The following is a 22,991-nucleotide window of genomic DNA, read 5'->3' as shown; positions in this document are numbered from 1 at the left end:
GGCGGAACCGGCCGAACCGCCGTCCCCGCCGCCGCCCGGCTGGCGGGCCGGCGACCGCGCCCTGCGGCTGCTCACGGTGGCCGCCGTGGCGGCCGCCGCCGCGCTCCTCACCGGCCACGCGTGGCTGCTGGCGCTGGCCGCGGGCCCGGTCGTCCTGCTCGTACTCGCCGGGCCGGGAGCGGCGGGGGGAGCTGTGCTGACGTCCGGCCGGCCGAGCCGGCTGAGCGCCGCCGTCGAGACCGGGCCGGGCCGCTGCTTCGAGAACGAGGACATCGCCGTCCGCATCCGGCTGGACTTCGACGGCGCCGCGGGCTGGATCGACCCGGGCATCACCCTCGGGCCGGGCGTCGAGCTGACCTCGCTCGCCGTGGCCGGCCCCGTCGTCGAACTCGCCCTCACCGCCCGCCGCTGGGGTCGCTGGAGCCTGGGCACCGTCGATGTGGACGTCTACGACACCGGCGGGCTCGCCCGTCGCACCGTGCGGGCCGAACTCGGTGAGATCCAGGTCTTCCCGGTGCCCACCCAGGCCTCTCTCACCCCCATCCCGGTCCGGCTGCCGGACCGCCTCGGCGAGCACACCGCCCGGCAGAACGGCGACGGCATCGAGGTCGTCGGGGTGCGCCCGCACATCTGGGGCGAACGGCAGCGGCGCATCCACTGGCCCTCGACCACCCGGCGCGGCAGCATCCAGATCAACCAGTTCGCCGCCGAACGCACCGCCGACACCGTCGTGCTGGTCGACGCGCTCGTCGACTTCATCGACCCCGCGACCAGGGCCTCAGGACTCGACGAGACGGTGCGCGCCGCGGCCGGCCTCACCCGCGCCTATCTGCGCAGCCACGACCGGGTCGGCCTGGTGTCGATCGGCGGCACGCTGCGCTGGCTGCAACCGGGCTCCGGCGGGGGCTACTTCTACCGGATCGTCGAGAGCGTGCTGGAGGTCCGCAAGGACCTCGGCTACTCCGTCCCCGCCCTCCAGCGCCTGCCGCCGCCCGCGCTGCCCCGCGGCGCCCTCGTCTACGCGATCACCCAGCTCGCCGACGAGCGGATCCTCGAAGTGCTGGGCGATCTCGCGCAACGCGGCAACCCTCTCGTCGTCATCGAGATCCCGACCGGCGCCCCGTACATCGCGCCCGGCGACACCGTCGGACACCTGGCCCGACGGCTCTGGCTCGCCGACCGGGCGGCGATGCGGTTCGCGCTGCGGGAACGCGGCATCCCGGTCGTCGCCCAGTCGGCCGGCAAGAGCCTCGACCTGAACCTCGCACCGTTGCTCCGCACCCGAATCCAGGGCAGGACCCGATGACTCCCTCCCTGTCCCCGGAACCCGCCACGGTGTCCTCGTCCGCGTCCTCCGCCATGACCCTCCCCCAGGTCCCGGTCCGGCCGGTGCGCGGCCTCGGCGTCGCACTGGCGCTCGCGGCCTGCGATCCGGCCGTCACCGGCTCCCCCACGATGGGCGACGTACTGACGCCGCTCGCCGCGGTCGTGCTGGCCTGGTGGGCGGCCCCGCCGCTCGTCCGGCGCCCGGTCCAGTACTCGGCCCGTAAAGCCGCGCTGCTGTCCCAGCACCGCAACACGGTCTTCGCCGTCGGCTGCGTCGTCCTCGCCGCGTTCAGCGCGCCGCCCGTCTGGCTGGCGTCGTGCGTCACGGCCCTGCTGCTGACCTATCTCCTCATCGTCGACGCCTGCGCCGCCGGCCCGGCGGGCATCCGCCAGCTGCGCTCGCGCCACATCCCGCTGACCGCGTACGGCGCGAGCGGTCTGGTCCTCTTCGCCGCGTTCGCCCCCTCCGACGGCAGTGCCTGGGGCCCGGCGGTCGCGGTGTCCGCCGTGTGCGCCGCGGCGTACGCGGTCGGAACGGCTCTGTGGCCGCGCAGGCCGCGGAGATCGGGCACGCCCCGTAGCAGGGACGAGTCGCCCACGGAGTGACAACTGCCCCATCGGTCAAGGCCGTTCTGCAAGTGGCCATGTCACCCGTCGAACACTGATCAATGACGATCACCCAACGGCCGATTGGGACCAGACCTGCTCTACGCCGTACTCCTCCGTACCCCCCAGGTTTAGCGTCCTCCTCCAGGTGGCCGAACCCCACTGCCGTCGGACCCGACGGCACGGCCACCCCCGCCGAAGATCCGGCGGTGTTCCGCTTCCCCGTGCGGACGCCGCCGGATCGAGGTCTCAGCAGGCGGGCACCAGCTAGGCACAAAGGAGTGACGGCCGCGTGGCGTCGCACAGAAAGCCCAAGCAGCGCTCACTCACCGGAACCACCGCACGAACCGCGGCCACCCTCGCCATGGCGGGAGCCGCGTCGGTCACCGCCTTCGGCGAGACCGGCCACGCCGACCCGCAGCTCAGCGTCGGCGAGGTCAAGACCCGGGTCGACGCCCTGTACGAGCAGGCGGAACAGGCCACCGAGCAGTACAACGGCGCCAAGGAGGCGGCCGACACCGCCCGCGCCGACGTGGGCAGGCTCCAGGACGAGATGGCCCGCAAGACCGCCCGGTTCAACGCCACCCGCGACCAGATCGGCGCCATCGCCGCCGCGCAGTACCGCTCGGGCGGCATCGACCCGGCCATGCAGCTCGCCCTGGACTCCACCCCCGACACATATCTCGAACGTGCCGCCCTCATCGACCAGGTGAGCGGCCGGGAGGCCGACATCCTGCGCACCCTCGGCGAGCAGCAGCGGGAGATCACCACGACGCACGACGCGGCGGACGCCAAACTCGCCGCCCTCAGCGACGCCCAGACGAAGCTCGCGGAGCACAAGCGCACCATCGAGACCAAGCTGCACGACGCCCAGGTCCTCCTGGACCGCCTCACGGCCGCCCAGCGGGCCAGTGTGGACGACGGCGGCGACGACACCGGGACGACATCCGGCACTCAGCACGCCGACCGCTCCACCGACCGCGTCCCGATCGCCCCCGGCGCCGTCCAGGCACCCTCCGCCCGCGCCGCCCAGGCCGTCGCCTTCGCCTACAGCGCCCTCGGCCTCCCGTACGTCTGGGGCGCCACCGGACCGTCCTCCTACGACTGCTCCGGCCTCACCCAGGCCGCCTGGAAGGCCGCGGGCGTCTCACTCCCCCGCACCACGTACACCCAGATCAACGCCGGCCAACGCGTCTCCGAGTCCCAACTCCAACCCGGCGACCTGGTGTTCTTCTACTCCGGCATCAGCCACGTCGGCCTCTACATCGGCAACGGCCAAATGATCCACGCCCCCCACCCGGGCGCCCCGATCCGCATCGCCCCGATCAACGAAATGCCCTTCGCGGGCGCGAGCCGCCCGTCGTGAGTACGGCCCCTGAGAACGCTGCTCGGGGTCAGGTGCGGCAGGTGGGGTGGGGCGGCGCGGGCGCGTTCCGTCCCGTACCACCGGCCGCTCGGGTGGTTCTGACGCCGGATCAGCCTGGGGTGCGCGAAAACCGTTCTTCCCATGGGCCGAGAACTGGGCCGACAGCACCAGCCAGACCGTCTTGGTACCAGGTCCGGCTCTCCGACCTGGTCATCGACGGCCTCGCGGACCCGGCCCCGGCCGCCTGAGCCGTAGGGCCGCGCCCGCGCCGAGGCCGTTGAACCCGACGGCCTCGGACCCGCCGGCCCTCAGACCAGGCGCCGTGCCGTCGCCCACCGCGTCAGCTCGTGCCGGTTGGAGAGCTGCAGCTTTCTGAGCACCGCCGAGACATGGGACTCGACCGTCTTCACCGAGATGAAGAGCTGCTTGGCGATCTCCTTGTACGCGTAGCCGCGCGCGATGAGCCGCAGCACTTCCCGTTCCCGCTGGGTGAGGCGGTCCAGGTCCTCGTCGACCGGCGGGGCGTCCGTCGAGGCGAAGGCGTCGAGGACGAAGCCGGCCAGCCGCGGGGAGAAGACGGCGTCGCCGTCGGAGACCCGGAAGATGGACGACACGAGATCCGGCCCGGTGATGGTCTTGGTGACGTAGCCGCGCGCGCCGCCGCGGATGACGCCGATGACGTCGTCGGCGGCGTCGGAGACCGACAGCGCCAGGAAGCGGACCGGCCGCTCCGCGTCGCCCATGAGCGGTGCGCAGCGCCGCAGCACTTCGACACCGCCGCCGCCGGGGAGGTGCACGTCCAGGAGGACGACCTCGGGACGGGTCGCGGTGATGACCGTGACGGCCTGGTCCACGTCGGCGGCCTCGCCGACGACCTCGACACCCGTTCGTTCGGTCTCGCCGATCTCGGCCTGTACACCGGTCCTGAACATCCGGTGGTCGTCGACGAGCACGACCCTTACGCGTCGGTCCTCAGTCATGACGCCACCCTCTCCATTTCGAGTTCCACTTCCGTGCCCCCGCCCGGTGCGCTGCGCAGGCGCGCCTCGCCGCCGTTCCGCTGCATCCGGCCGATGATCGACTGCCGGACGCCCATGCGGTCGTCCGGCACCTGGTCGAGGTCGAATCCGGGCCCCCGGTCCCGTACGGACACGAAGACCTTGCGCTCCTCGACCTCGGCGTACACCTGAACCGCTTCGTCGCCACCGTACTTGGCCGCGTTCACCATTGCCTCGCGTGCGGCTGCCATCTGTGCGACCAGATTGTCGTCCAGCGGGCAGTCACCGACGCAGACCACCTCGACGGGCACCCCGTGGGCGTCCTCCACCTCGGCGGCGGCCTTGCGTACGGCGTCGGCGAAGTTCGTCGGCTCGTCCTCCTTGCCGGTGCCCTCCGGCCGGTACAGCCAGGCCCGCAGCTCGCGCTCCTGGGCGCGGGCGAGGCGGGCGACCTCGCGCGGGTCCTCGGCGTTGCGTTGGATGAGGGTGAGGGTGTGCAGTACGGAGTCGTGGACGTGCGCGGCGACTTCGGCACGCTCCTGGGCCCGGATACGCATCAGCCGCTCGGCGGACAGGTCCTGGGTCAGACGTACGAGGTAGGGCCCGGCGATCAGTGCCACCCCGACCAGCACGGCGAGCGCCGCCTGTAGGATGCCGCCGAGGTGGCTGCCGGAACTGCGCACCACGAGGAAGCCGGTGACCCCGGCCCCGACCAGCAGCACACCGGCCGCGCCACGGGCGATCGGCCAGAACCGTTTGCCCTGGCTCATCTCGACCCAGCGGCTGCGGCGGGCGTTGTCGGCCTGCCGCCAGACGAGGGCGACGCCGAGGCCGATGACGAGCAGCGGCCAGATCGCGGCGTTGGCCGCGCCCAGGTTCAGATTGCTGACGAGGACGCCGAGGCCGATGAACAGCGCGATGAGCGCGAGGATCTGGCCCTTGTCGGGCCGCCGTCCGGCCAGCCAGGACTTGGCGTCGCGCGGCTCCTTGGCCTCGCTCACCCCGCCGACGCCGAGCGGCACGAAGAACCAGAAGAGCGCGTAGAGCAGGATGCCGAGGCCGTTGAACGTCGCGAGCACCACGAACACCACACGCACCCACGACACCGGCAGCCCGAGGTGCCCGGCGAGCCCGCGCGCCACTCCGCCGATCATCCGGCCCTCGGAGCTGCGGTAGAGCTTGCGCGCCGGCGGGTCCGCCGGGTCGGGCGGCTTCAGGTAGGACGCGCCCGTCGCAGGAGCAGGGGTGGTGGCTGGCATACCCCGATCGTCACACGCCGGGGCCGCCCGGGGCATCAGGGTTCCTCCCGGAGGTCACCCTGACCCCCTGGGACCAGGGGCCCGGGTGGCCAGGTGCCCAGGGGCCCGGGTGCCCCAGGCCCCACCCGGACCGGGTGATGGGTCGGAAGCCCGGCCCCTGGGGGCCGGCTCAGGGATCGGCCAGGGTTGTACCTGGTGCCGGAGAGTGCCCGCGGCCGCCACCATGGAGGCATGACGCAGGACAGCAGGCCGGCCTTCGAGGCCGAGGCCGACGCCACCCCGGATCTTCCGGACTCACCGGAGCCCCCGGCCCGGCGCCGCATCGTTCGCAGCCGCCGCCGGGTGGTCGCGGGTGTGTGCGACGGCGCGGGCCGCTACTTCGAGCTCGATCCGGTGATCTTCCGGATCGTGCTCGCCGTGCTGTCGCTCACCGGCGGTATCGGCCTGATCGTCTACGGCATGGCCTGGCTGGTCATCCCGCAGGAGGGCGAGGACCAGAGCGAGGCGCACCGACTGCTGTCCGGCCGGGTCGAGGGGACGGCGCTGACCGCCGTGCTCGTCGCGCTGGTCGGCTGCGGCCTGTACGCGTCGATGCTCGGCATCGGCACCGACCAGGGGTTCTCGATCCTGCTGCTGGCGGCCGTGGTGGGCGCCGTCTACTGGTCGCAGCAGCGCCGCCGGGCCCAGCTCGACGGCGAGGCGAGCGCGGTGGCGGCCGGTCCGGCCGCCGACGCCCCGCCGGCCGCGCAGGCGCCGCCGAGCCCCGTGACCCCTTCATGGTGGCGCGATCCGCTGACCAAGGACTTCTCGGCCGGCGTGAGCAGCTCCACGGGCTACCTGTGGGGGCCGGACGACGGCCCGTACCAGGAGCAGGACCGCAAGGCCTGGCGGGCCAGGAAGTCCGCCGCCCGGCGGGAGTCGTCCTGGCTGGGCGTGCTGGCGTTCTTCGTTGCGCTGATGGCGGGCGCGGTCGGTACGGCGGCGGCCTGGCACGGGCACCCGCTCGGGACGGCCCTGGAGATCGGGCTGGCGTCCGCGCTGGCCGTCTTCGGGCTGGCCTTCGTCCTGAGCGCCTGGACCGGCCGGGCGAGGGGCGGTACGGCCTTCTGGGCCGTGCTGACGATCGCGCTGCTGGTGGGTGCCGCCGCGGTTCCCAAGAGCATGACCACCGAGTGGGCGACGACGGACTGGCGGCCGGTGGCCGTCTCCGACCTCCAGCCGCACTACGAGCAGGGCACCGGACACGGCCTGCTCGATCTGACCGCGCTGCCGCTCGGCGGGAAGACCGTCACGACCAAGCTGGAGGTCGGCGCCGGCCGGGCCGAGGTCCGGCTGCCGAGGAACGCCACCGTGCGGCTCAACTATCAGATGGGCTTCGGCGAGGTGCAGCTGCCGGGCAAGGTCAACCACGGTGTGGACCTCAGCTCGGACACGCGCAGCCAGGTGCTCTTCGAACCGGACGCGGGCATCCCGTCGACCGGCACGATCGAACTCGACGTCGAGGTGGGCGCGGGACAGATGAGGGTGGTCCGGTGAAACGGCATGGATTCGAGCCCGCGTCCCTCGTGATGGGACTGGTACTGCTGGGCCTCGCGGCGGTGTTCCTGCTGGACGCCGCCGGCGGCTGGGATCCCTCCCGGCCGCTGACGGTGGCCCTAGCGGCGGGCGGTCTGGCCTGCGCCGCGGTGACGTCGGTGATCAGCCGCCTGGTCCGACGGCGGCAGCGGAGCGACACCGGACCGGCGGCGTGAGGCGATGAGCCCGTCGGCGGACAGCAGCGGGGTGCCGGCGAGGATCAGCGGCAGCCAGGCCATCAGGTACACCAGGTCGTTGCCGTAGTAGTAGGGATCGGTGGCCCAGCTGACCGTCAGCCACAGGCTGAGCGAGATCACTGCGCCGCCGAGCGCGGCGAGGCGGCCGAACAGGCCGATCAGTATGCCGATGCCGACGGCCAGCTCACCGAAGGCGATGGCGTACCCGAAGGCGTGCGGTGCCTTGAGCGCGAGATCGACCATCTGCGGGATCGCCGCGCTGTCACGCACCGCGTGCAGGGTGCCGACCAGCGATCCCGGCGCGGAATCGGTGAGGAACACGGAGCCGGTGAGCTTGTCGAGCGACGCGTAGACGAAGGTGACGCCGAGGAAGATCCGCAGCGGCATCAGCGCATAGCGCGACGCGGTCTCCCGCCAGATTCGGAGCATGCTGTCCCGCCTCTCCCGTCGTACGCGCCCCCCAGGAATGGAAACGATTCTTCACGTACGACTCTCTCACCGGGTGGTACGTAGACCGCAAGGATCCGACTCAGTTCCCGGCGAATCCGGCCGGATCCCCGCCCGGTCCCACCGCGGCCGGCCCCGCGGCTAGCCGAAGAGATCCGGCTCGCTGCGCGAGATCTGCTGGTAGAGCGGCTGATAGTTGATCCAGGCGACGAGATCGTTGCCCAACTGGCCACGGGTGTGGACGGCGCTCTCGTGGTCGATCAGCACCGGCTTCCCGGCCGCCCGGGCGGTCAGCTGCACCTGGCAGGAGCGCTCCATCGTGATGAACCACCACGCCGCCGCGTCGACCGAGTCGCCGACCGTCAGCAGCCCGTGGTTGCGCAGGATGACGGCCTTGTGCGGCCCGAGCGCCTCCGCGATGCGGCGGCCCTCCTCCTCGTCGACCACGACGCCCGTGTAGTCGTCGAACAGCGCGTGGTCCTCGTAGAACGCACAGACGTCCTGGGTGATCGGGTCCAGCAGCTCCCCGAGCGACGACAGCGCCCGCCCGTACGTCGAGTGGCTGTGCGCGGCGGCGATCACGTCCGGGCGTGCCTGGTGCACCTGTGCGTGGATCGCGAAGGCCGCCTGATTGACGTGGAAGCGGCCCTCGACGACCTGGCCCGCGTGGTTGACCAGGATCAGATCGGTGACGGTGACGAGCTTGAAGCTCATCCCGAACGGATTGACCCAGAAATGGTCGGTGAACTCCGGGTCGCGCGCCGTGATGTGCCCGGCCACGCCCTCCTCGAACCCGAACCGCCCGAACAGCCGCAGCGCGGCCACCAGCCGTTCCTTGCGGTGCTGCCGCTCGTCGTCGGTGTTGGGGAACGTCTGCGGCAGCGCGAAGTGCAGCTGCTCGGTGGGTATCGGCTGCGGCGGCGTGCGCCCTTGCGAGGGCTGCGGGAGGAAGTCGGCCATGCAGCGGAAGCTACCGCGCGGTAAGCGAGAAGAACAGAGTGCGGAGCGGGTCAGGGAACGACGGCGCCGCCCCTCCCAGCAGGCAGGAGGGGCGGCGCGGCGGCCGTGCGGGACACGGTCCAGGGCTCAGCGGGAGGTCACTCCCACTCGATGGTGCCCGGCGGCTTGCTCGTCACGTCGAGGACGACGCGGTTGACGTCGGCGACCTCGTTCGTGATGCGGGTGGAGATCTTGGCGAGGACGTCGTACGGCAGCCGCGACCAGTCGGCGGTCATGGCGTCCTCGGAGGAGACCGGGCGCAGCACGATCGGGTGACCGTAGGTGCGGCCGTCGCCCTGGACGCCGACCGAGCGGACGTCGGCGAGCAGCACGACCGGGCACTGCCAGATCTCCCGGTCCAGGCCGGCCGCGGTGAGCTCCTCGCGGGCGATGAAGTCCGCCTCGCGCAGCAGGTCCAGGCGCTCCTTGGTGACCTCGCCGACGATGCGGATACCGAGGCCGGGACCGGGGAACGGCTGGCGCTGGACGATCTCCTCCGGCAGGCCCAGCTCCTGGCCGACCATCCGGACCTCGTCCTTGAAGAGCTTGCGCAGCGGCTCGATCAGCTCGAACTCGATGTCGTCGGGGAGCCCGCCCACGTTGTGGTGCGACTTGATGTTGGCGGTGCCGGTGCCGCCGCCGGACTCGACGACGTCCGGGTACAGGGTGCCCTGCACCAGGAAGGCGACGTCCTCGCCGGCCGCGCCCGCCTCGGCGACGAGCTCGGCCTGGGCCTGCTCGAAGACGCGGATGAACTCACGGCCGATGATCTTCCGCTTGGTCTCCGGGTCGGTGACGCCGGCGAGCGCGGTCAGGAAGCGCTCCTCCGCGTCGACGACCTTCAGCTGGACGCCGGTGGCCGCGACGAAGTCCTTCTCGACCTGCTCGGACTCGCCCTTGCGCTGCAGCCCGTGGTCGACGTACACGCAGGTCAGCTGGGAGCCGATGGCCTTCTGCACGATGGCCGCGGCCACCGAGGAGTCCACGCCGCCGGAGAGCCCGCAGATCGCGCGCTTGGTGCCGACCTGGGCGCGGATCGCCGCGACCTGCTCCTCGACGACGTTCGTCGTCGTCCAGTCCGGCGCGATGCCCGCACCGCGGTACAGGAAGTGCTCCAAGATCTGCTGGCCGTGCGTGGAGTGCAGCACCTCGGGGTGGTACTGGACGCCGTACAGCTTGCGGGCGTCGTCCTCGAAGGCGGCGACCGGTACCACGTCGGTGGAGGCGGTGACGGCGAAGCCGGCGGGCGCCGCCGAGCACGCGTCGCCGTGCGACATCCACACCGACTGCTCGGTGGGGGTGCCCTCGAAGAGCGTCGAGCCGGGCTTGCTGACGGTCAGCGCGGTGCGGCCGTACTCACGGGCACCGTTGTCGTCGACGGTGCCGCCGAGCGCCACCGCCATCAGCTGGAAGCCGTAGCACATGCCGAAGACCGGGACCCCGGCCTCGAAGATCGCCGTGTCGAGCGAGGGGGCGCCCTCGGCGTAGACCGACGACGGACCGCCGGAGAGGATGATCGCCTTCGGGTTCTTCGCGAGCATCTCGGCCACCGGCATGGTGCTGGGGACGATCTCGCTGTAGACCCGGGCCTCGCGGACGCGTCGGGCGATGAGCTGGGCGTACTGCGCTCCGAAGTCCACTACCAGGACGACGTCCGGGGTGTGGTCGGGGGCGGCTGGGGTCGCTGATGCCACGGGCGGCCTTCCGGCGTTATGTACGAGGGATCGGACCCTGATTCTACCGTTTCCACGAGGGCGCTCCCGTCTCACCATCCGGTCGCCGGCTGGCTACCCGGCGTGCTCGTCGCCATACTGGTCCGCATGTCCTCGAACACGCACTACGCGATCTTCGCGTTTACCTATGGCACCGGCTGGTCCGGCTGCCATGGTCGTGCTGCTTGAGCTACTGACAAGCGACTTCCCAGGCGCCCCGGACCTTTCGGTCCGGGGCGTCTGTCGTCTCCGGGCCCGGTCCGGCCCAGTCATCACAGGAGACATCACGATGAGCACCCAGACGGCAGCAGTCACCACGGCCCCCGCTCCCGCCGGGACCGGAGCACGCACGGACGAGGCGGTGGCCCTGATCACGGGGGCGCGCGGCCGGATCGACGATCTCGACACCCGGATCATCGCGCAGGTCACGGAACGGATGGCGGTCTCGGCGGAGATCCAGCGGGCCCGCATCGCGTCGGGCGGCCGGCGGGTGAGCCTGTCCCGCGAGATGGAGGTGCTGAACCACTTCAGCGACGAGCTGGGCCGGCCCGGGACGACCCTCGCGATGACCCTGCTGGAGCTGTGCCGCGGCCGCGTGTGACGTTTCTGCGGATCGCCCGTTCGGGCGGCATCACCCGTACGGCACGTGACCGGCCCGGGGGCCCCTTCGTTGGATGGGGTGTCCGTGCCAGCCAGGGGCGGTCGACCACAACCACGCGTGGACGAACAGGATGCCGCTCAGACGCAGCTGGGCGGGGTATCAATTCGGAGCGATGAGGCCTGCCCATTCGTGCGGCAGGCCGTGGGACCTCGCTCCGGGCTCCGTGACCGGGCAGCAGGGGACAGCTGCTCGGTCGCAACTCCAAAGAGGCGGTCGGCTCCCAGGACGCTGGGATCCGGCCGCTCTGCGAAACCCACCCTACTCATCCGCGCCCCCGGGAACGGAGTACCGACGCCCGATCGGAGTACGGCCTGTTCTCCCCGGCCGGCGCGGTGTCCGGCGTCCCGGTCCGGTGACATACCTCACGCCGCCACAGGTCGCGCCCGGACCTGCTGCGCCCGGACCTTCTCCCTCGGACCTTCTCCCTCGGACCTTTCCCCGCTCGGACCCTCTTCCGCTCAGACCTTCTTCGGCGGGATCGGCGGCACGGGCAGCAGCGGCAGTCGCAGCGCGGCGAACGCGTCCTCCGGGACGGCCGGGGTCCGCGGCTCCACCGCCGGCAGGCGGACGTAGGCCTCGCCCTGCGTCGGGCGGGTGTCCTCGTCCCCGTTGTTGGGCCAGAACGACATCGCCCGCTCGGCCTGCGCGGTGATCGTGAGCGAAGGGTTCACCCCGAGGTTGGCGGAGACGGCGGCGCCGTCGACGACATGGATGCCCGGGTGCCCGTAGAGCCGGTGGTACGGGTCGATCACGCCGTGCTCGGCGTCCTCGCCGATGGCGCAGCCGCCGAGGAAGTGGGCGGTCAGCGGCGTCCCCATGAGCTCGCCCACGTTGCTGCCCGCGAAGCCGTTGATCTCCTCGGCGATGAGCCGCGCCGCCTCGGCGCCCTCGGGGATGTGCTCGGGGTTGGGCGCGCCGTGGCCCTGCTTGGCCGTGAGCAGTCCCTTGCCCAGGCCCTTGGGCTTGCGGTACGTGGTCAGCGAGTTGTCCAGCGACTGCATGACCAGGCCGATGATGGTGCGCTCCGACCAGCGGCGGTTGGACAGCGAGCGGAGCGTGAGCATCGGGTGGCGCGCGCAGGCCGCGGCGAAGGCGATCCCCTTGGGGGCGCGGGTGCCGTGCGGGACCTGCAGGATGGTGAGGGCGCCCATGGAGTTGGAGCCCTTGCCGTAGCGGACCGGCTCGATGTGGGTGTTGTCGTTGGGGTGGATCGAGGACGTGATCGCGACGCCCTTGGTGAAGTCGACCTTCGCCGCGCCGTGCGCCTTGCGGTAGCGGCGGTTGTCGGTCTGGGCGCCGACCAGGGCCTCGGAGTTGGTGCGGGTGAGCTCGCCGAGCCTCGCGGAGATGCCCGGGAGTTCGCCCGCGTCGCGCATGGTGTGCAGCAGCGTCTGGGTGCCGTACGTGCCGGCGGCGACGACGATCTGCCGGGCGCGCAGCACGGTTCGCTTGCCCTTGCGCTTCTTGTCGGTGGGCGCGGTCGCGACGCGGTAGCCGCCCGCGGGGTCCTCGGAGAGGCCGACGACCGTCGTCATGGGGTGGATGACGGCGCCGGCCTGTTCGGCGAGGTGCAGGTAGTTCTCGTTGAGGGTGTTCTTGGCGCCGTGCCGGCAGCCGGTCATGCACTCACCGCACTCGGTGCACGCGCGCCGGGACGGGCCCGCGCCGCCGAAGTACGGGTCGGCGACCTCGCCGCCCGGATCGGCCTTCGCCTCTCCGCCGGCGTCCTGGCCGTCCCCGAAGAAGACGCCGACCGGCGCCATGTGGAAGGTGTCACCGACGCCCATCTTCTCGGCGGCGGCCTTCAGGTGCACGTCGGAAGGGGTGAGCGTGGGGTTGAGCCGGACGCCGAGCATGCGCTGGGCCTGGTCGTAGTACGGCTTGAGCTCCGCCTGCCAGTCCGTGATGTGGCCCCACTGGCGGTCGTCGAAGAACGCCTTCGGCGGCACGTACAGGGTGTTGGCGTAGTTCAGCGATCCGCCGCCGACGCCCGCGCCGGCCAGCACGAGGACGTTGTTCAGCAGGTGGATGCGCTGGATGCCGTAGAGGCCGAGCGACGGCGCCCAGAGGAAGTTGCGGACGTCCCAGGAGTTCTTGGGCAGCGTCTCGCGCGTGAAGCGGCGCCCGGCTTCGAGTACGCCGACGCGGTAGCCCTTCTCCGTGAGGCGCAGCGCGGACACCGAGCCCCCGAAGCCGGAGCCGATGACGATGACGTCGTAGTCGTAGCCGGGCAGGTCACGCGACACAGGTTCCTCCGTAGCGGATGTTGCCTTCGAACTGCCGTCAGAAATGCCGTCACACAGGCCGTCGCACAGGGCCCTCACACAGACCGGCCCCATGCCGTCGCCGGCGCCGCACTCGGTGGGTCAGCGCAGCCGGAACACCTTCATCGCGCGCAGCGAACGGCTCATGAAGGCGGCGTACTTCTCGTCGTCCATGCCCATCGACGGCGCCATCGGCAGCAGCCGCTGCGTCGCGACGGTCTGCGCCTCGGTGAACTTGAGGATGCCCTCGGAGCCGTGCCGGCGGCCGAGTCCGGAATCCTTCATGCCGCCCATCGGCGCCTGGACGCTGCCGTACGCGGGGGCGTAGCCCTCGTTGACGTTGACGGTTCCGGAGCGCAGCCGCGCGGCGATGCGGCCGCCGCGGCGGGTGTCCTTGGTCCAGACGGCCGAGTTGAGGCCGTACGGGGTCGCGTTGGCGCGCTCGACGGCCTCGTCCTCGTCGCGGAAGCGGTAGATGGAGACGACCGGGCCGAAGGTCTCCTCGGTGCAGACCGACATCGGCGCCTCGACCCCGTCCAGGATCGTCGGCTCGTAGACGTAGGGGCCGATGTCCGGGCGGGCCTGGCCACCGGTCACGACGGTGGCGCCTTTGGAGCGGGCCTCGTCGACGTGCCGGCTGACGGTCTCCAGCTGGCGCTCGCCGGCCAGCGAGCCCATGCCCGCGCCGAAGGCGAGGGCCGTGCCGAGCTTGAGCGCCTTGGTGCGGGCGGCGAACTTCTCCAGGAAGGCGTCGGCGACGGTCTCGTCGACGAAGAGCCGCTCGATGGAGACGCAGAGCTGACCGGCGGAGGCGAAGCAGGCGCGGACGGCGCCTTCGGCGGCCTTGTCGAGGTCGGCGTCCCGCAGCACGAGCATGGCGTTCTTGCCCCCGAGTTCGAGGGAGACGCCGATCAGCCGGGCGGCGGCGCGCTGGGCGACCTCGCGGCCGGTACGGGTGGAACCGGTGAAGGAGACGTAGTCGGCGTGCTCGACGAGGGCCGGGCCGATGACCGGGCCCTCGCCGATCACAATCTGCCAGACGTCGGCGGGCAGTCCGGCCTCGATGAGCTGCTCGCGCGCCCACAGGGCGGTGAGCGCGGTCTCGGTGTCGGGCTTCATCACGACGGCGTTGCCCGCGGCGAAGGCGGGGAGCGCGTCACCGACCGACAGCTCGAACGGGTAGTTCCAGGGCGCGATCTGCCCGACGACGCCGCGCGGCTGGCGCAGCTCGACCACCTTGGTCAGGACGGGAACGGCACCGCCGTGACCCTTGGGCTTGAGGTACGCGGGGGCCCGGCGCCCGTAGTGGCGGGCGGACATGACGACGGCCTGTACCTCTTCGTGGGCGTGCAGCCGGGCCTTGCCGGTCTCCAGCTGGATGAGGTCGAGGACCTCGCTCTGCCGGCTGAGCACCAGGTCGTGGAAGCGCAGCAGCACGGCGGCGCGCTGCCGTACCGGCGTGGCGGCCCAGGCGTGCTGGGCGGCGCGGGCCCGCTCGAAGGCGGTGGCGACCTCGTCCGGAGTGGCCTCCGGGAGGTCGGCGAGCTTCTCGCCGGTGAGCGGGGTGTGGTTGCTGGTCCGGCCGCTGCCGATGACGCCACGCGTGAGCCGCGCGACGAGGTCGGGGGTGACGACGTCCTGGGCTCCTCTGGCGGTGGTGGGGGCCGCCGGGTTGCCGTCGGTGGGGCGCGTGGTGCCGAGCGAGTCCGTCATATCGGCGAGATTACGGCTGATGGGCGCCGCTGGGTACCCATCAGTAGCTACTTTTCACCTGACGAGCACAATTAAGCCAGCAATCGCTGGCGCGATCTTGATTTCCGCAGCTCAGAGCATGCCGCGCCCGCTCAGCGCGGGGTGAAGGTGTTCCGCGCCGTGTCGAAGGTCTGCCGTCCCTGTTCCGACTTCTCCACCGGCGACGAGACCCACATGTCGTACTGCCGCCCGTTCTCGGTCCAGCACAGGTCGAACGTACGGCGCGCGCCGCCGCCCGGGTAGCCGTCCCAGGTGAACTCCCAGAGCGCGGCGGGTCCGCCGTCCTTCGTCGTCCCGGTGACGAAGCCGTCCCGGTACCCCTTGTACGCGGCCGCGCCCGAGCGGTGCTGCGCGGTCATCACCGCCATCGGGCCGCTCGGGTCCGGCTTCTCGTTGCGGACGCCGAACCGGAACTCCTTGCCGGGCGAGTAGTAGTAGATCCGCGGCGGATCGACCGACCGGTCGTAGCCGTCGGGGAGCACGACGGAGAAGCCCGACGAGTCGGTGACGGTACGGAATCCGGCCGGGACCGGGGTGGGGGTCGGTGTGACGGGCGGCGTGGTGTGCACGGCCGTCGGAGGGGGCGAGGAGGGTCGCGTCGCGGTGTCCGCGCTGCCGTCGGCACCGTTCATCGTCAGCACGGCGGCGGCCACGCCACCCCCGACGACCAGCGCGAGCAGCGCGCCCACCAGCACTCCCCTGCGGGACTTCCGGCCCGTGGAGGACGCGAGCTCGGACGCGACAGGGAACGGGGAGGGGGTCAGGGGCGGGGTCGGGTCCTGAGCCGGTTCCATGCCGGGATCCGGCGGGACCACGGTGTCCTGGGCGACGGTCGGGACGTGTCCCGTGTCGGTCGCCTCGCCGGTCTCGGCGTACGTGCGCAGCCACAGCTCCGCCGCGAGCGCTCCCATCCGGCGGCCGGTGTCGCGCTCCAGCAGCGCGGAGACCACCGGCAGCAGCGGGCCGGCACTGGCGGGCGGGCGGATCTCGTCGTAGACGACGGCGTGCAGCACCCCGCCGATCGAATCGCGGCGGAACGGCGAGTGCCCGTCGACGGACGCGCACAGCAGCACGCCCACCGACCACAGGTCGGATTCCGGCCCCGCCACCGCCCCGGACATCCGCTCCGGCGAGGTGTACTCGGGCGAACCGACGAACACCCCGGTCTCGGTCAGCGTCGTCGTTCCCGACACCCGGGCGATCCCGAAGTCGGTGAGCACGACCCGCCCAGTGTCCCGCTCGATCAGGACGTTGGCCGGCTTGATGTCCCGGTGCAGCACACCGCGTTCGTGCGCGGCATGCAGCGCGCCCGCCACCGCGGCGCCGATCCGGGCCGCCTCGCGCGCATCCACCGGACCGTCCTTGGCGAGCACGTCGGACAGCGAGCGGCCGTCGATCAGCTCCATCACGATCCACGGCCGGCCGTCCTGCTCGACCACGTCGTGCAGGACGACGACATGCGGATGCCGGATCTGCGCCACACTCCGGGCCTCGCGCAGCGCGCGGTCCCGGTACAGCTGCTGCTCGGCCTCGGACAGATCCTCGTTGAAGTGCAGCTCCTTGACCGCGACCTGCCGGTCCAGCAGCTCGTCGGTCGCCCGCCACACGGTGCCCATACCGCCGCGGCCCAGCCGCCCGGTGATCCGGTACCGGCCGGCGACGGGTCCCGGCAGGCCGGACCGATACGGGGACATGCCGTGTCCCCCGTCGCTCGCCATGCGCCCATCATGCCGCACGGGCCCGCGGCCTTGTCCGCGGACCGACAGGTCAACGGAACCGCTGCGGCAGCCGGCCTTCCTCCCACAACACGTCCAGCCTGCGCAGAAACGCGTCGAAATCCCGCGACAGGGCGTCCCGCTCCGTCGCGGACAGCTCCTGGAGCGGATCGTCGAAGCCGAGGTCCCCGAGATCCGGCCCGGTCCACCCCTTGTGCCGGCGGCAGGAGGCACACCAGCTGTAGGTGATCAGCACCGGCCGCGCCGGCGCTCCCCGGCGGTCGACATACGTGCGCACCGCCTGCTGCCCGCACGCGGGACAGACCCGCTCGGAAGGATCGTCGACGAACCGCGCCCCGGCCAGCAGCTGCTCCACCTGACCCGAAGGGAACTCCTGCACGGTCAGCCCGCCGGGCGGTACGTCTCGGCGGCCTTGTCGAAGATCCGCTGGACGTCGGCCCGCTGGTCGTCCGGGCCGATCACCAGGACCAGGTGGTACTTGCCGTCCTGGAGCAGCGCGAGATTGCGGGCGTAGACCTGGTGGCCGCTGCCGTCCCGCCAGCTGTACTCGCCCTCCGCCGCGGGCGATCCGCCCACGTCGAGCGTCCGGAGCGCGCCGGCCGAGGCCCATTGCGAAGCGCGGAACGGGGCCAGTTCGGGTTCGTTCGACTGGTACGCCATCGGGTCGCTGCCCGCGTCGGAGGCCGCGTCGCGGCCGGGGACCACGATCAGCTGGAAGTCACCGCCGGTGTACCGGATCTGGTCCTGGGCGTTCTTGCCCTGCCGCTGCCAGCCGGTGTGCACGGCGACCGTGAAGCCCGCGTCGTCCGTGCGCAGTACGAAGTCGCCGCCGAGATCGGTGGCCGGCGGGGCGCTCGTCGCCGGGGGCCGGGTGCTGGGCGGCGGCTTCGCGGACGTCGGTGCGGTCGTCGGCGCCTTGCTGCCGGTCTTGTCGTCCGAGCCGGAGCCCGGCATCTGCGCCGGGACGGTCCGGGTCGTCGCACCGGCCTGGCTGCCGTCGTCGGTGGTGTTGTGCGGCATCATCACCAGCGCGTACGCCACCACCGCGACCAGCAGGAGCAGCACGAGGATGAGCAGCCGCGCGCCCAGGCTGCGCGGGGCCCGTTCCTTCGACGTCTTCTGCTGCGGCCCCTTCGTCCGGGTCGGCTGCGCCTGGTTCACCTGCCGGGCGGACCGCTCCTGCTTCGCCCGCGCATGGCGCCGGTGGGTCGTCCCGGACAGCCCCTCGGCGGAGGCGGCCGCGGCCGCCGCGGACCTGCGGCGGCGGACCAGCTCGCCCCGGCGCCGGACGATCGGCAGCTTGCGGGGATCCGTCGGGACCGGCACCGTCCGCAGGCCCAGGTCGGGTTCGGGCGCGGACCGGATCAAGGAGCGCAGCCAGCCCTCCAGTTCGTCGAAGTCCGGGCGCTCCTCGGGATCGGGGCGCAGCAGCGACTCGACGATGGGCCGCAGCGGTCCGCTCTCCTCGGCGAAGGCGGGCGGTTCCGCGCAGACCAGCTGGACGAGCTCCGGGGTGCTCTCCTCGGGGAACGGCGGGTGGCCCTGGACGCTGCGGAAGAGCAGCGAGCCCAGCGCCCACAGGTCGGCCGCGGGGCCGACGGGCGGCGCCAACTGCCAGTTCTCATGGACGGGGGTGGCCTGTTCCGGTGCCCAGCGCTCGGTGACCGGGCCGACGACGGTGATGCGGGCCTGCCGGGCCCGCTCCTGCTCCAGCGCGGAGTCGGGTCCGCCCCAGCCGGCGCCGTTCCCGCCGGCCATCACCTCGGCCGGGACCGGGTCGTAGCCGCAGAGCGCCTCCTGCGCGGCACCGGCCGCCAGGCCGGACAGCATGGCGCGGCCGTCGTCGCAGACCAGGACGGTGCTGGCGGTGACGTTGCGGTGGGTCCAGCCGTAGGCGTGCAGGACGCGCAGCGCCACCAGCACGTCCGAGGCGACCTCGGCGGCGCGGTAGTGGCCGAGCCGCTTGTCGACGAGTAACGACGCGAGCGGCCGGGCGTTGACGAGCTCGCTGGCGATCCAGAGGCTGCCGTCCTCGACGAAGATGTCGAAGACCTGCACCAGGCGCGGGTGATCGGGTATCGCGGCGGCGGCCCGCGCGGCGTCCAGCGCGCGCTGCGCGCTGTCGCTCGTGCGGTCCTGGCCGTGGCCCGGCTGGTCACCGTACGGCCCCGGCCCCATCAGTTCCGCGCTGACGATCTCCGGCAGCAGCACCTGGCGGACCAGGACCTCCTGACCGCTGTACGTGTCGAAGGCGCGCGTTTCGACCAGTTCGTACTCGTCCGCGGGTGGCCGGGGCAGGCGATAGCGGTCGGCGAGTACGCGACCCGCGTATTCGTCCACGACGCCTCCCCAAAAGCGTCAGATCCGGTCCGGTCCGGATGGAATCTGGCTGCGGACAGTCCGCGAGCTTTCACGATACGTGCCGGAGGCATGCCCCGTGACCCGCTCTGCGCAGATCAGTTGGACGGCTTGAAGGTGGCGAAGAACGTCTGGCGCATCTGCACGATGGCGGGGGTGTCCCACTGGTCGGCGGGCGCGGAGAACATGATGGCGAAACCCTGGTGACCGTTGACGACGAACCCGCGGTTCAGGACCCGGCCCTTGAGGCCGCCCTTCTCGGTCCGCAGGAAGTCCCAGTCGGCGGCGCTGGGGTAGCCGTTGAAGGCGACGTTGCCGATCGACACCCGGTGGTAGCCGCTGCTGGCGGAAGCCACCGCGGACTCGTGCGCGAACCAGTCGGCCGCCGCGTTGTTGCCCGGCTCGTCGGTGAAGTCGATCTGCACGCGCGGGAAACCGCCGTCGGCGCTGAATATGAAGCTGTCGGCGCCCGCGCTGCCGGTCTTCTTCCAGCCCGCGGGCAGCGCGATGGAGAAGTGGCCCGCGGTCACGACGTTGTAGCCGGCCGGCACCTTGTTGTCCGTGCCCGCCGGCGGGTTCGCGCCGCCCGTGCCCGCGGTGGTACCCGCGCTCGTGCCGGCCGTGGTGCCCGCGCTCGTCGCCGCGCCCGGGTTGGTCGACGGCTGCTGTCCGGTGCCGCCGGTGCTCCCCTTCGGGGTGGTCGGCGCCGTCTTGCCGTCGCCCACCTTGCCCGGGGCGGAGGACGCGGAACCCGGCTTGGAGTCGGGCGCGTTGTCGCCGTCCCCGCCGTTGGCCAGTGCGAAGCCGATCGCGGTGCCGATGACGGCGAGGGCGACGGCGACGAGGGCGATGAGCAGCACCCGGCGCGGTACGACGTCGGTGATCGGCGCGCGCGGCGCCTTCGGCTTGGTGCCGGGCTCCCCCGGCTCGGCCGCCGGTCTCGGCTTCGCTGCCTTCGCCGCCTTCGCCGCCTTTGTCGCCTTGGCTGCGGTGGCGGTACCGGCGGCCGTGGCGGCGCCGCGCACCGAGCGCAGCGCGTTGCGGACCCGGGCCTGGTCGGCGGCGGCCTTACGGGTGGCGGGCGGTGCGTCGGTCGGGGTGGGCTGCGGGTCCGGGGGCAGCGCGATGGTGCGGGTCGCGGAGGCCCCCGCGTCGAGCGCCGGACCGGCCGGGTGCTGCGGCGCGTTGGCGACGCGGGTGAGCAGGGTGCGGACGCCCGCGTCGTCCAGGCGCTCCGCCGGGTCCTTGATGAGCAGGCCGTGGATGGCGTCCGCGAGCGCGCCCGCGTTCTCCATGGGGCCGACCGGCTCGGTCATGACGGCGGTCAGGGTGGCGATGGCCGAGCCCTTGTCGTAGGGCGGGCGGCCCTCGACCGATGCGTAGAGCAGGGCGCCGAGCGACCAGAGGTCCGCCGGCGGGCCCGGCTTCTGGCCGCGGGCGCGCTCCGGCGAGATGTACGAGGGGGCGCCGACAAGCATGCCGGTCGAGGTGACGGAGGGGTCGCCGTCGATCTGCGCGATGCCGAAGTCGCTGAGCACCACGCGGCCGTCGTCGGCGATGAGCACGTTGGACGGCTTGACGTCGCGGTGGAGGATGCCCTCCTTGTGCGCGGCCTTCAGCACGTCGAGCACGACCAGGGCCACCTCGGCGGCGCGCTTGGGCGTCAGCGGGCCGTCCTCACGGATGGCGTCGGACAGCGAGCGGCCCTCGACCAGTTCCATGACGATCCACGGCCGGTCGTCCTCCTCGACGACATCGAACACGGTGACCGCGCCGGTGCCGCGGATCCGCGCGGTGGCCTTGGCCTCGCGCAGGGTCCGGGTGACCAGCCGGCGCTTCTCGTCCTCGTCGACATTTCCGGGGAAGCGCAACTCCTTGACGGCGACGGTCCGGCCGAGGGTTTCGTCCTCCGCGCGCCAGACCGTTCCCATGCCGCCCTTGCCGAGGACCTCGCCGAGCCGGTACCGGTCGGCGAGGAGACGTCCGTCGGTGCCTTGCGCCTGGCCCATGAATTCCCCTGCGGTCACTGGTGATGTGGGTCCCATCATCGCCGACCGGAGGCCTCGGAAGCGAACCCGGCTTACTGCGCGGACGGCCGGAAACCGGCCACGGCGTTGTCGAACACCGGCTTGTACTCGTCCCATTGGGACTTGGGAGCGGAAAGGTAGATGGCGAACTCGCGTTCGCCTTCCTTGCCGAATCCCAGATCTATGGCCCGATAGTCGCGTTTACTGCCTTTGAACGTGAACTGCCAAATGGCGGCGTTCTGTCCGAATACGGTCGTCGGCTGCATGCGCTCCTGGTGATAGCCGGCCAGGGTGTCGCGCACCTTGGTCTCCAGGGACTTGAAGTGCGCGAGGTGGTCGGGACCGGCGTAGTCCAGGACGCTGAACTTGAGCCCCACGAGCCCGGTGGGATCGATGTAGTTGACCTCGCCGTCCGCCACCGAGCGCCGCCAGCCCTTCGGCACCGGCACGGTGAAGCCCTTGGCGGCCTCGGTGGCCAGCCGGTAGTTCTTCGGGAGCGGCGGCGGCTCCGCGGTCGTGGACGTCGAGGGGCTGGGCGTCGTGGTCACCGGCGGCGCGGTGTGCTTCTTGGACGCGATGGGACTGCCGCCGTCGTCCCGGAAGTACGCGAAGGCCGCGGTCCCGCCGCCCGCGACGGCGGCGGCGGTGAGCACCGCGACGACCCACCGGGCCCGGCGCCGCGGCCGGGGAGCGGCGGTTGGCGTGCCACCGGGGCCGGCCGTGGAGGCGTCGGGGACCGGCTCGGCGCCGTGGCCGACCGTCACCTGGGCAGTGGGGCGGGCGGGTTCGGCCGGCCGGGCGGATCCGGACCCGGCGGGCGGGACGGTGGTCGACGCGGTGCCGCCGCGCTCGAAGCGCGTGGTGTCCGCCTCGGCCGCCGGCAGCCGCAGCAGCCGTTCGGCCTCCTCCGCCGACATCCGCTCGCGCGGATCCTTGGCGAGCAGCCCGGCGATGACGTGTTCCAGCGGCCCTGCGTTGGCGGCGGGCAGCACCGGGTCCTCGGAGATGGCGTACGCGGTCTCGATCGCGGTGTCCCGGCGGAACGGCGAGTTCCCCTCCACCGCCTGATAGAGCGTCGCACCCAGCGCCCACAGGTCGGCCTCCGGGCCGGGCGACTGGCCCTTGATGCGTTCCGGCGACAGGAAGTCGATGGAGCCGATGAGCTCGCCGGTGCGGGTGAGCGTCGAGGTGCCGGACGCCTGGGCGATGCCGAAGTCGGTCAGCACCACCCGGCCGTCCCCGCCGAGCAGGACGTTGCCCGGCTTCACGTCGCGGTGCAGCACCCCGGCGCGGTGCGCGGCCCGCAGCGCGGCGACCATGCCGCGGCCGATCCGCGCGGCCTCCACGGGCGGCAGCGCGCCGTGCTTCTTCAGCGCTTCGCCCAGCGTCATGGACGGTACGTACTCCATGACGATGGACGGCAGGCCCTCGTCGTCCACCACGTCGTGCACGACGATGACGTTCGGGTGGCTGATCCGGGCGGCGGCGCGGGCCTCCCGGCGGGTGCGCTCGAAGATGGTGGCCAGTTCGTCCTCGTGCAGATGGGGCTGCGGGGGGTGCAGCTTCTTGACCGCGACCTGGCGGCCGAGCAGTTCGTCCTCCGCGCGCCAGACCGTGCCCATGCCCCCGCGGCCTATCCGCTCCACGAGCCGGTACCGGCCGGCGACGAGTCGCCCCGCCTCCGCGTGATCAGACACCATGCGCCCCT

At 72.2% G+C, this 22,991-nt stretch carries 17 protein-coding genes; 5 read left to right on the top strand and 12 right to left on the bottom strand.

The genetic code is table 11. The features are described from left to right. From G3I60_RS27755 to G3I60_RS27745, 3 genes are all read left to right on the top strand, one after another. A partial coding sequence (locus G3I60_RS27755; protein WP_164607842.1) for a DUF58 domain-containing protein occupies positions 1-1,306 on the top strand: 1,306 nt, incomplete at its 5' end. Beyond that, a complete protein-coding gene (locus tag G3I60_RS27750) occupies positions 1,303-1,932 on the top strand; it encodes a hypothetical protein (RefSeq protein WP_164297493.1) in 630 nt (209 codons plus the stop codon). The genes G3I60_RS27755 and G3I60_RS27750, both read left to right, overlap by 4 nt. A gap of 292 nt (positions 1,933-2,224) precedes the next feature. Beyond that, a complete protein-coding gene (locus tag G3I60_RS27745; RefSeq protein WP_164297492.1) occupies positions 2,225-3,298 on the top strand; it encodes a C40 family peptidase in 1,074 nt (357 codons plus the stop codon). Between the two features lie 308 nt (positions 3,299-3,606). Here G3I60_RS27745 and G3I60_RS27740 read toward each other — a convergent pair whose 3' ends face one another. Further along, a complete protein-coding gene (locus G3I60_RS27740) occupies positions 3,607-4,278 on the bottom strand; it encodes a response regulator transcription factor (protein WP_138352966.1) in 672 nt (223 codons plus the stop codon). Continuing rightward, positions 4,275-5,555, bottom strand: coding sequence for an ATP-binding protein (locus G3I60_RS27735; RefSeq protein WP_203673963.1), 1,281 nt, complete (start codon positions 5,553-5,555; stop codon positions 4,275-4,277). The genes G3I60_RS27740 and G3I60_RS27735 overlap by 4 nt, the downstream gene beginning before the upstream one ends. A 231-nt stretch (positions 5,556-5,786) precedes the next feature. Here G3I60_RS27735 and G3I60_RS27730 point away from each other — a divergent pair, with 231 nt between their 5' ends. Next, on the top strand, positions 5,787-7,091 hold the full coding sequence (locus tag G3I60_RS27730) for a PspC domain-containing protein (RefSeq protein WP_164297488.1): 1,305 nt from the start codon (positions 5,787-5,789) through the stop codon (positions 7,089-7,091). 119 nt (positions 7,092-7,210) lie between these two features. Here G3I60_RS27730 and G3I60_RS27725 read toward each other — a convergent pair whose 3' ends face one another. From G3I60_RS27725 to guaA, 3 genes are all read right to left on the bottom strand, one after another. Beyond that, positions 7,211-7,756 carry a DoxX family protein gene (locus tag G3I60_RS27725; RefSeq protein WP_164297486.1) on the bottom strand — a complete coding sequence of 182 codons (546 nt, stop codon included), beginning with the start codon at positions 7,754-7,756 and terminating at the stop codon, positions 7,211-7,213. 159 nt (positions 7,757-7,915) lie between these two features. Continuing rightward, a complete protein-coding gene (locus G3I60_RS27720; protein ID WP_164297485.1) occupies positions 7,916-8,734 on the bottom strand; it encodes a class II aldolase/adducin family protein in 819 nt (272 codons plus the stop codon). 137 nt (positions 8,735-8,871) lie between these two features. Next, positions 8,872-10,467, bottom strand: coding sequence for a glutamine-hydrolyzing GMP synthase (gene guaA, locus G3I60_RS27715; RefSeq protein WP_164297483.1), 1,596 nt, complete (start codon positions 10,465-10,467; stop codon positions 8,872-8,874). 307 nt (positions 10,468-10,774) lie between these two features. On the opposite strand from guaA, the gene G3I60_RS27710 reads away from it, so the two are divergent. Then, positions 10,775-11,086 carry a chorismate mutase gene (locus tag G3I60_RS27710; protein ID WP_164297481.1) on the top strand — a complete coding sequence of 104 codons (312 nt, stop codon included), beginning with the start codon at positions 10,775-10,777 and terminating at the stop codon, positions 11,084-11,086. Positions 11,087-11,604: 518 nt separating this feature from the next. Here the strand turns inward: G3I60_RS27710 and G3I60_RS27705 are convergent. From G3I60_RS27705 to G3I60_RS27675, 7 genes are all read right to left on the bottom strand, one after another. Further along, positions 11,605-13,485 carry a GMC family oxidoreductase gene (locus G3I60_RS27705; RefSeq protein WP_164297479.1) on the bottom strand — a complete coding sequence of 627 codons (1,881 nt, stop codon included), beginning with the start codon at positions 13,483-13,485 and terminating at the stop codon, positions 11,605-11,607. A gap of 27 nt (positions 13,486-13,512) precedes the next feature. After that, positions 13,513-15,123, bottom strand: a complete 1,611-nt coding sequence (locus tag G3I60_RS27700; protein ID WP_138352958.1) for a succinic semialdehyde dehydrogenase — start codon at positions 15,121-15,123, stop codon at positions 13,513-13,515. A 131-nt stretch (positions 15,124-15,254) separates the two neighbouring features. Continuing rightward, positions 15,255-16,880 carry a serine/threonine-protein kinase gene (locus tag G3I60_RS27695; protein ID WP_239070318.1) on the bottom strand — a complete coding sequence of 542 codons (1,626 nt, stop codon included), beginning with the start codon at positions 16,878-16,880 and terminating at the stop codon, positions 15,255-15,257. Between the two features lie 49 nt (positions 16,881-16,929). Continuing rightward, positions 16,930-17,277: a hypothetical protein gene (locus tag G3I60_RS27690; RefSeq protein ID WP_164297477.1), complete on the bottom strand. Its 348-nt coding sequence runs from the start codon at positions 17,275-17,277 to the stop codon at positions 16,930-16,932. 2 nt (positions 17,278-17,279) lie between these two features. After that, positions 17,280-19,238 carry a protein kinase gene (locus G3I60_RS27685; RefSeq protein WP_164297475.1) on the bottom strand — a complete coding sequence of 653 codons (1,959 nt, stop codon included), beginning with the start codon at positions 19,236-19,238 and terminating at the stop codon, positions 17,280-17,282. Between the two features lie 116 nt (positions 19,239-19,354). Continuing rightward, complete coding sequence (locus tag G3I60_RS27680) at positions 19,355-21,265, bottom strand: serine/threonine-protein kinase (RefSeq protein ID WP_164297473.1); 1,911 nt, start codon at positions 21,263-21,265, stop codon at positions 19,355-19,357. A 71-nt stretch (positions 21,266-21,336) separates the two neighbouring features. Further along, positions 21,337-22,983 carry a serine/threonine-protein kinase gene (locus G3I60_RS27675; RefSeq protein ID WP_164297471.1) on the bottom strand — a complete coding sequence of 549 codons (1,647 nt, stop codon included), beginning with the start codon at positions 22,981-22,983 and terminating at the stop codon, positions 21,337-21,339. Between the last annotated feature and the right edge of the window lie 8 nt (positions 22,984-22,991).

Origin of the sequence: Streptomyces sp. SID13666 (genome assembly GCF_010548325.1) — a bacterium.
Taxonomy (GTDB): domain Bacteria; phylum Actinomycetota; class Actinomycetes; order Streptomycetales; family Streptomycetaceae; genus Actinacidiphila; species Actinacidiphila fildesensis.
This window is presented reverse-complemented; position numbering and strand designations above follow the sequence as displayed.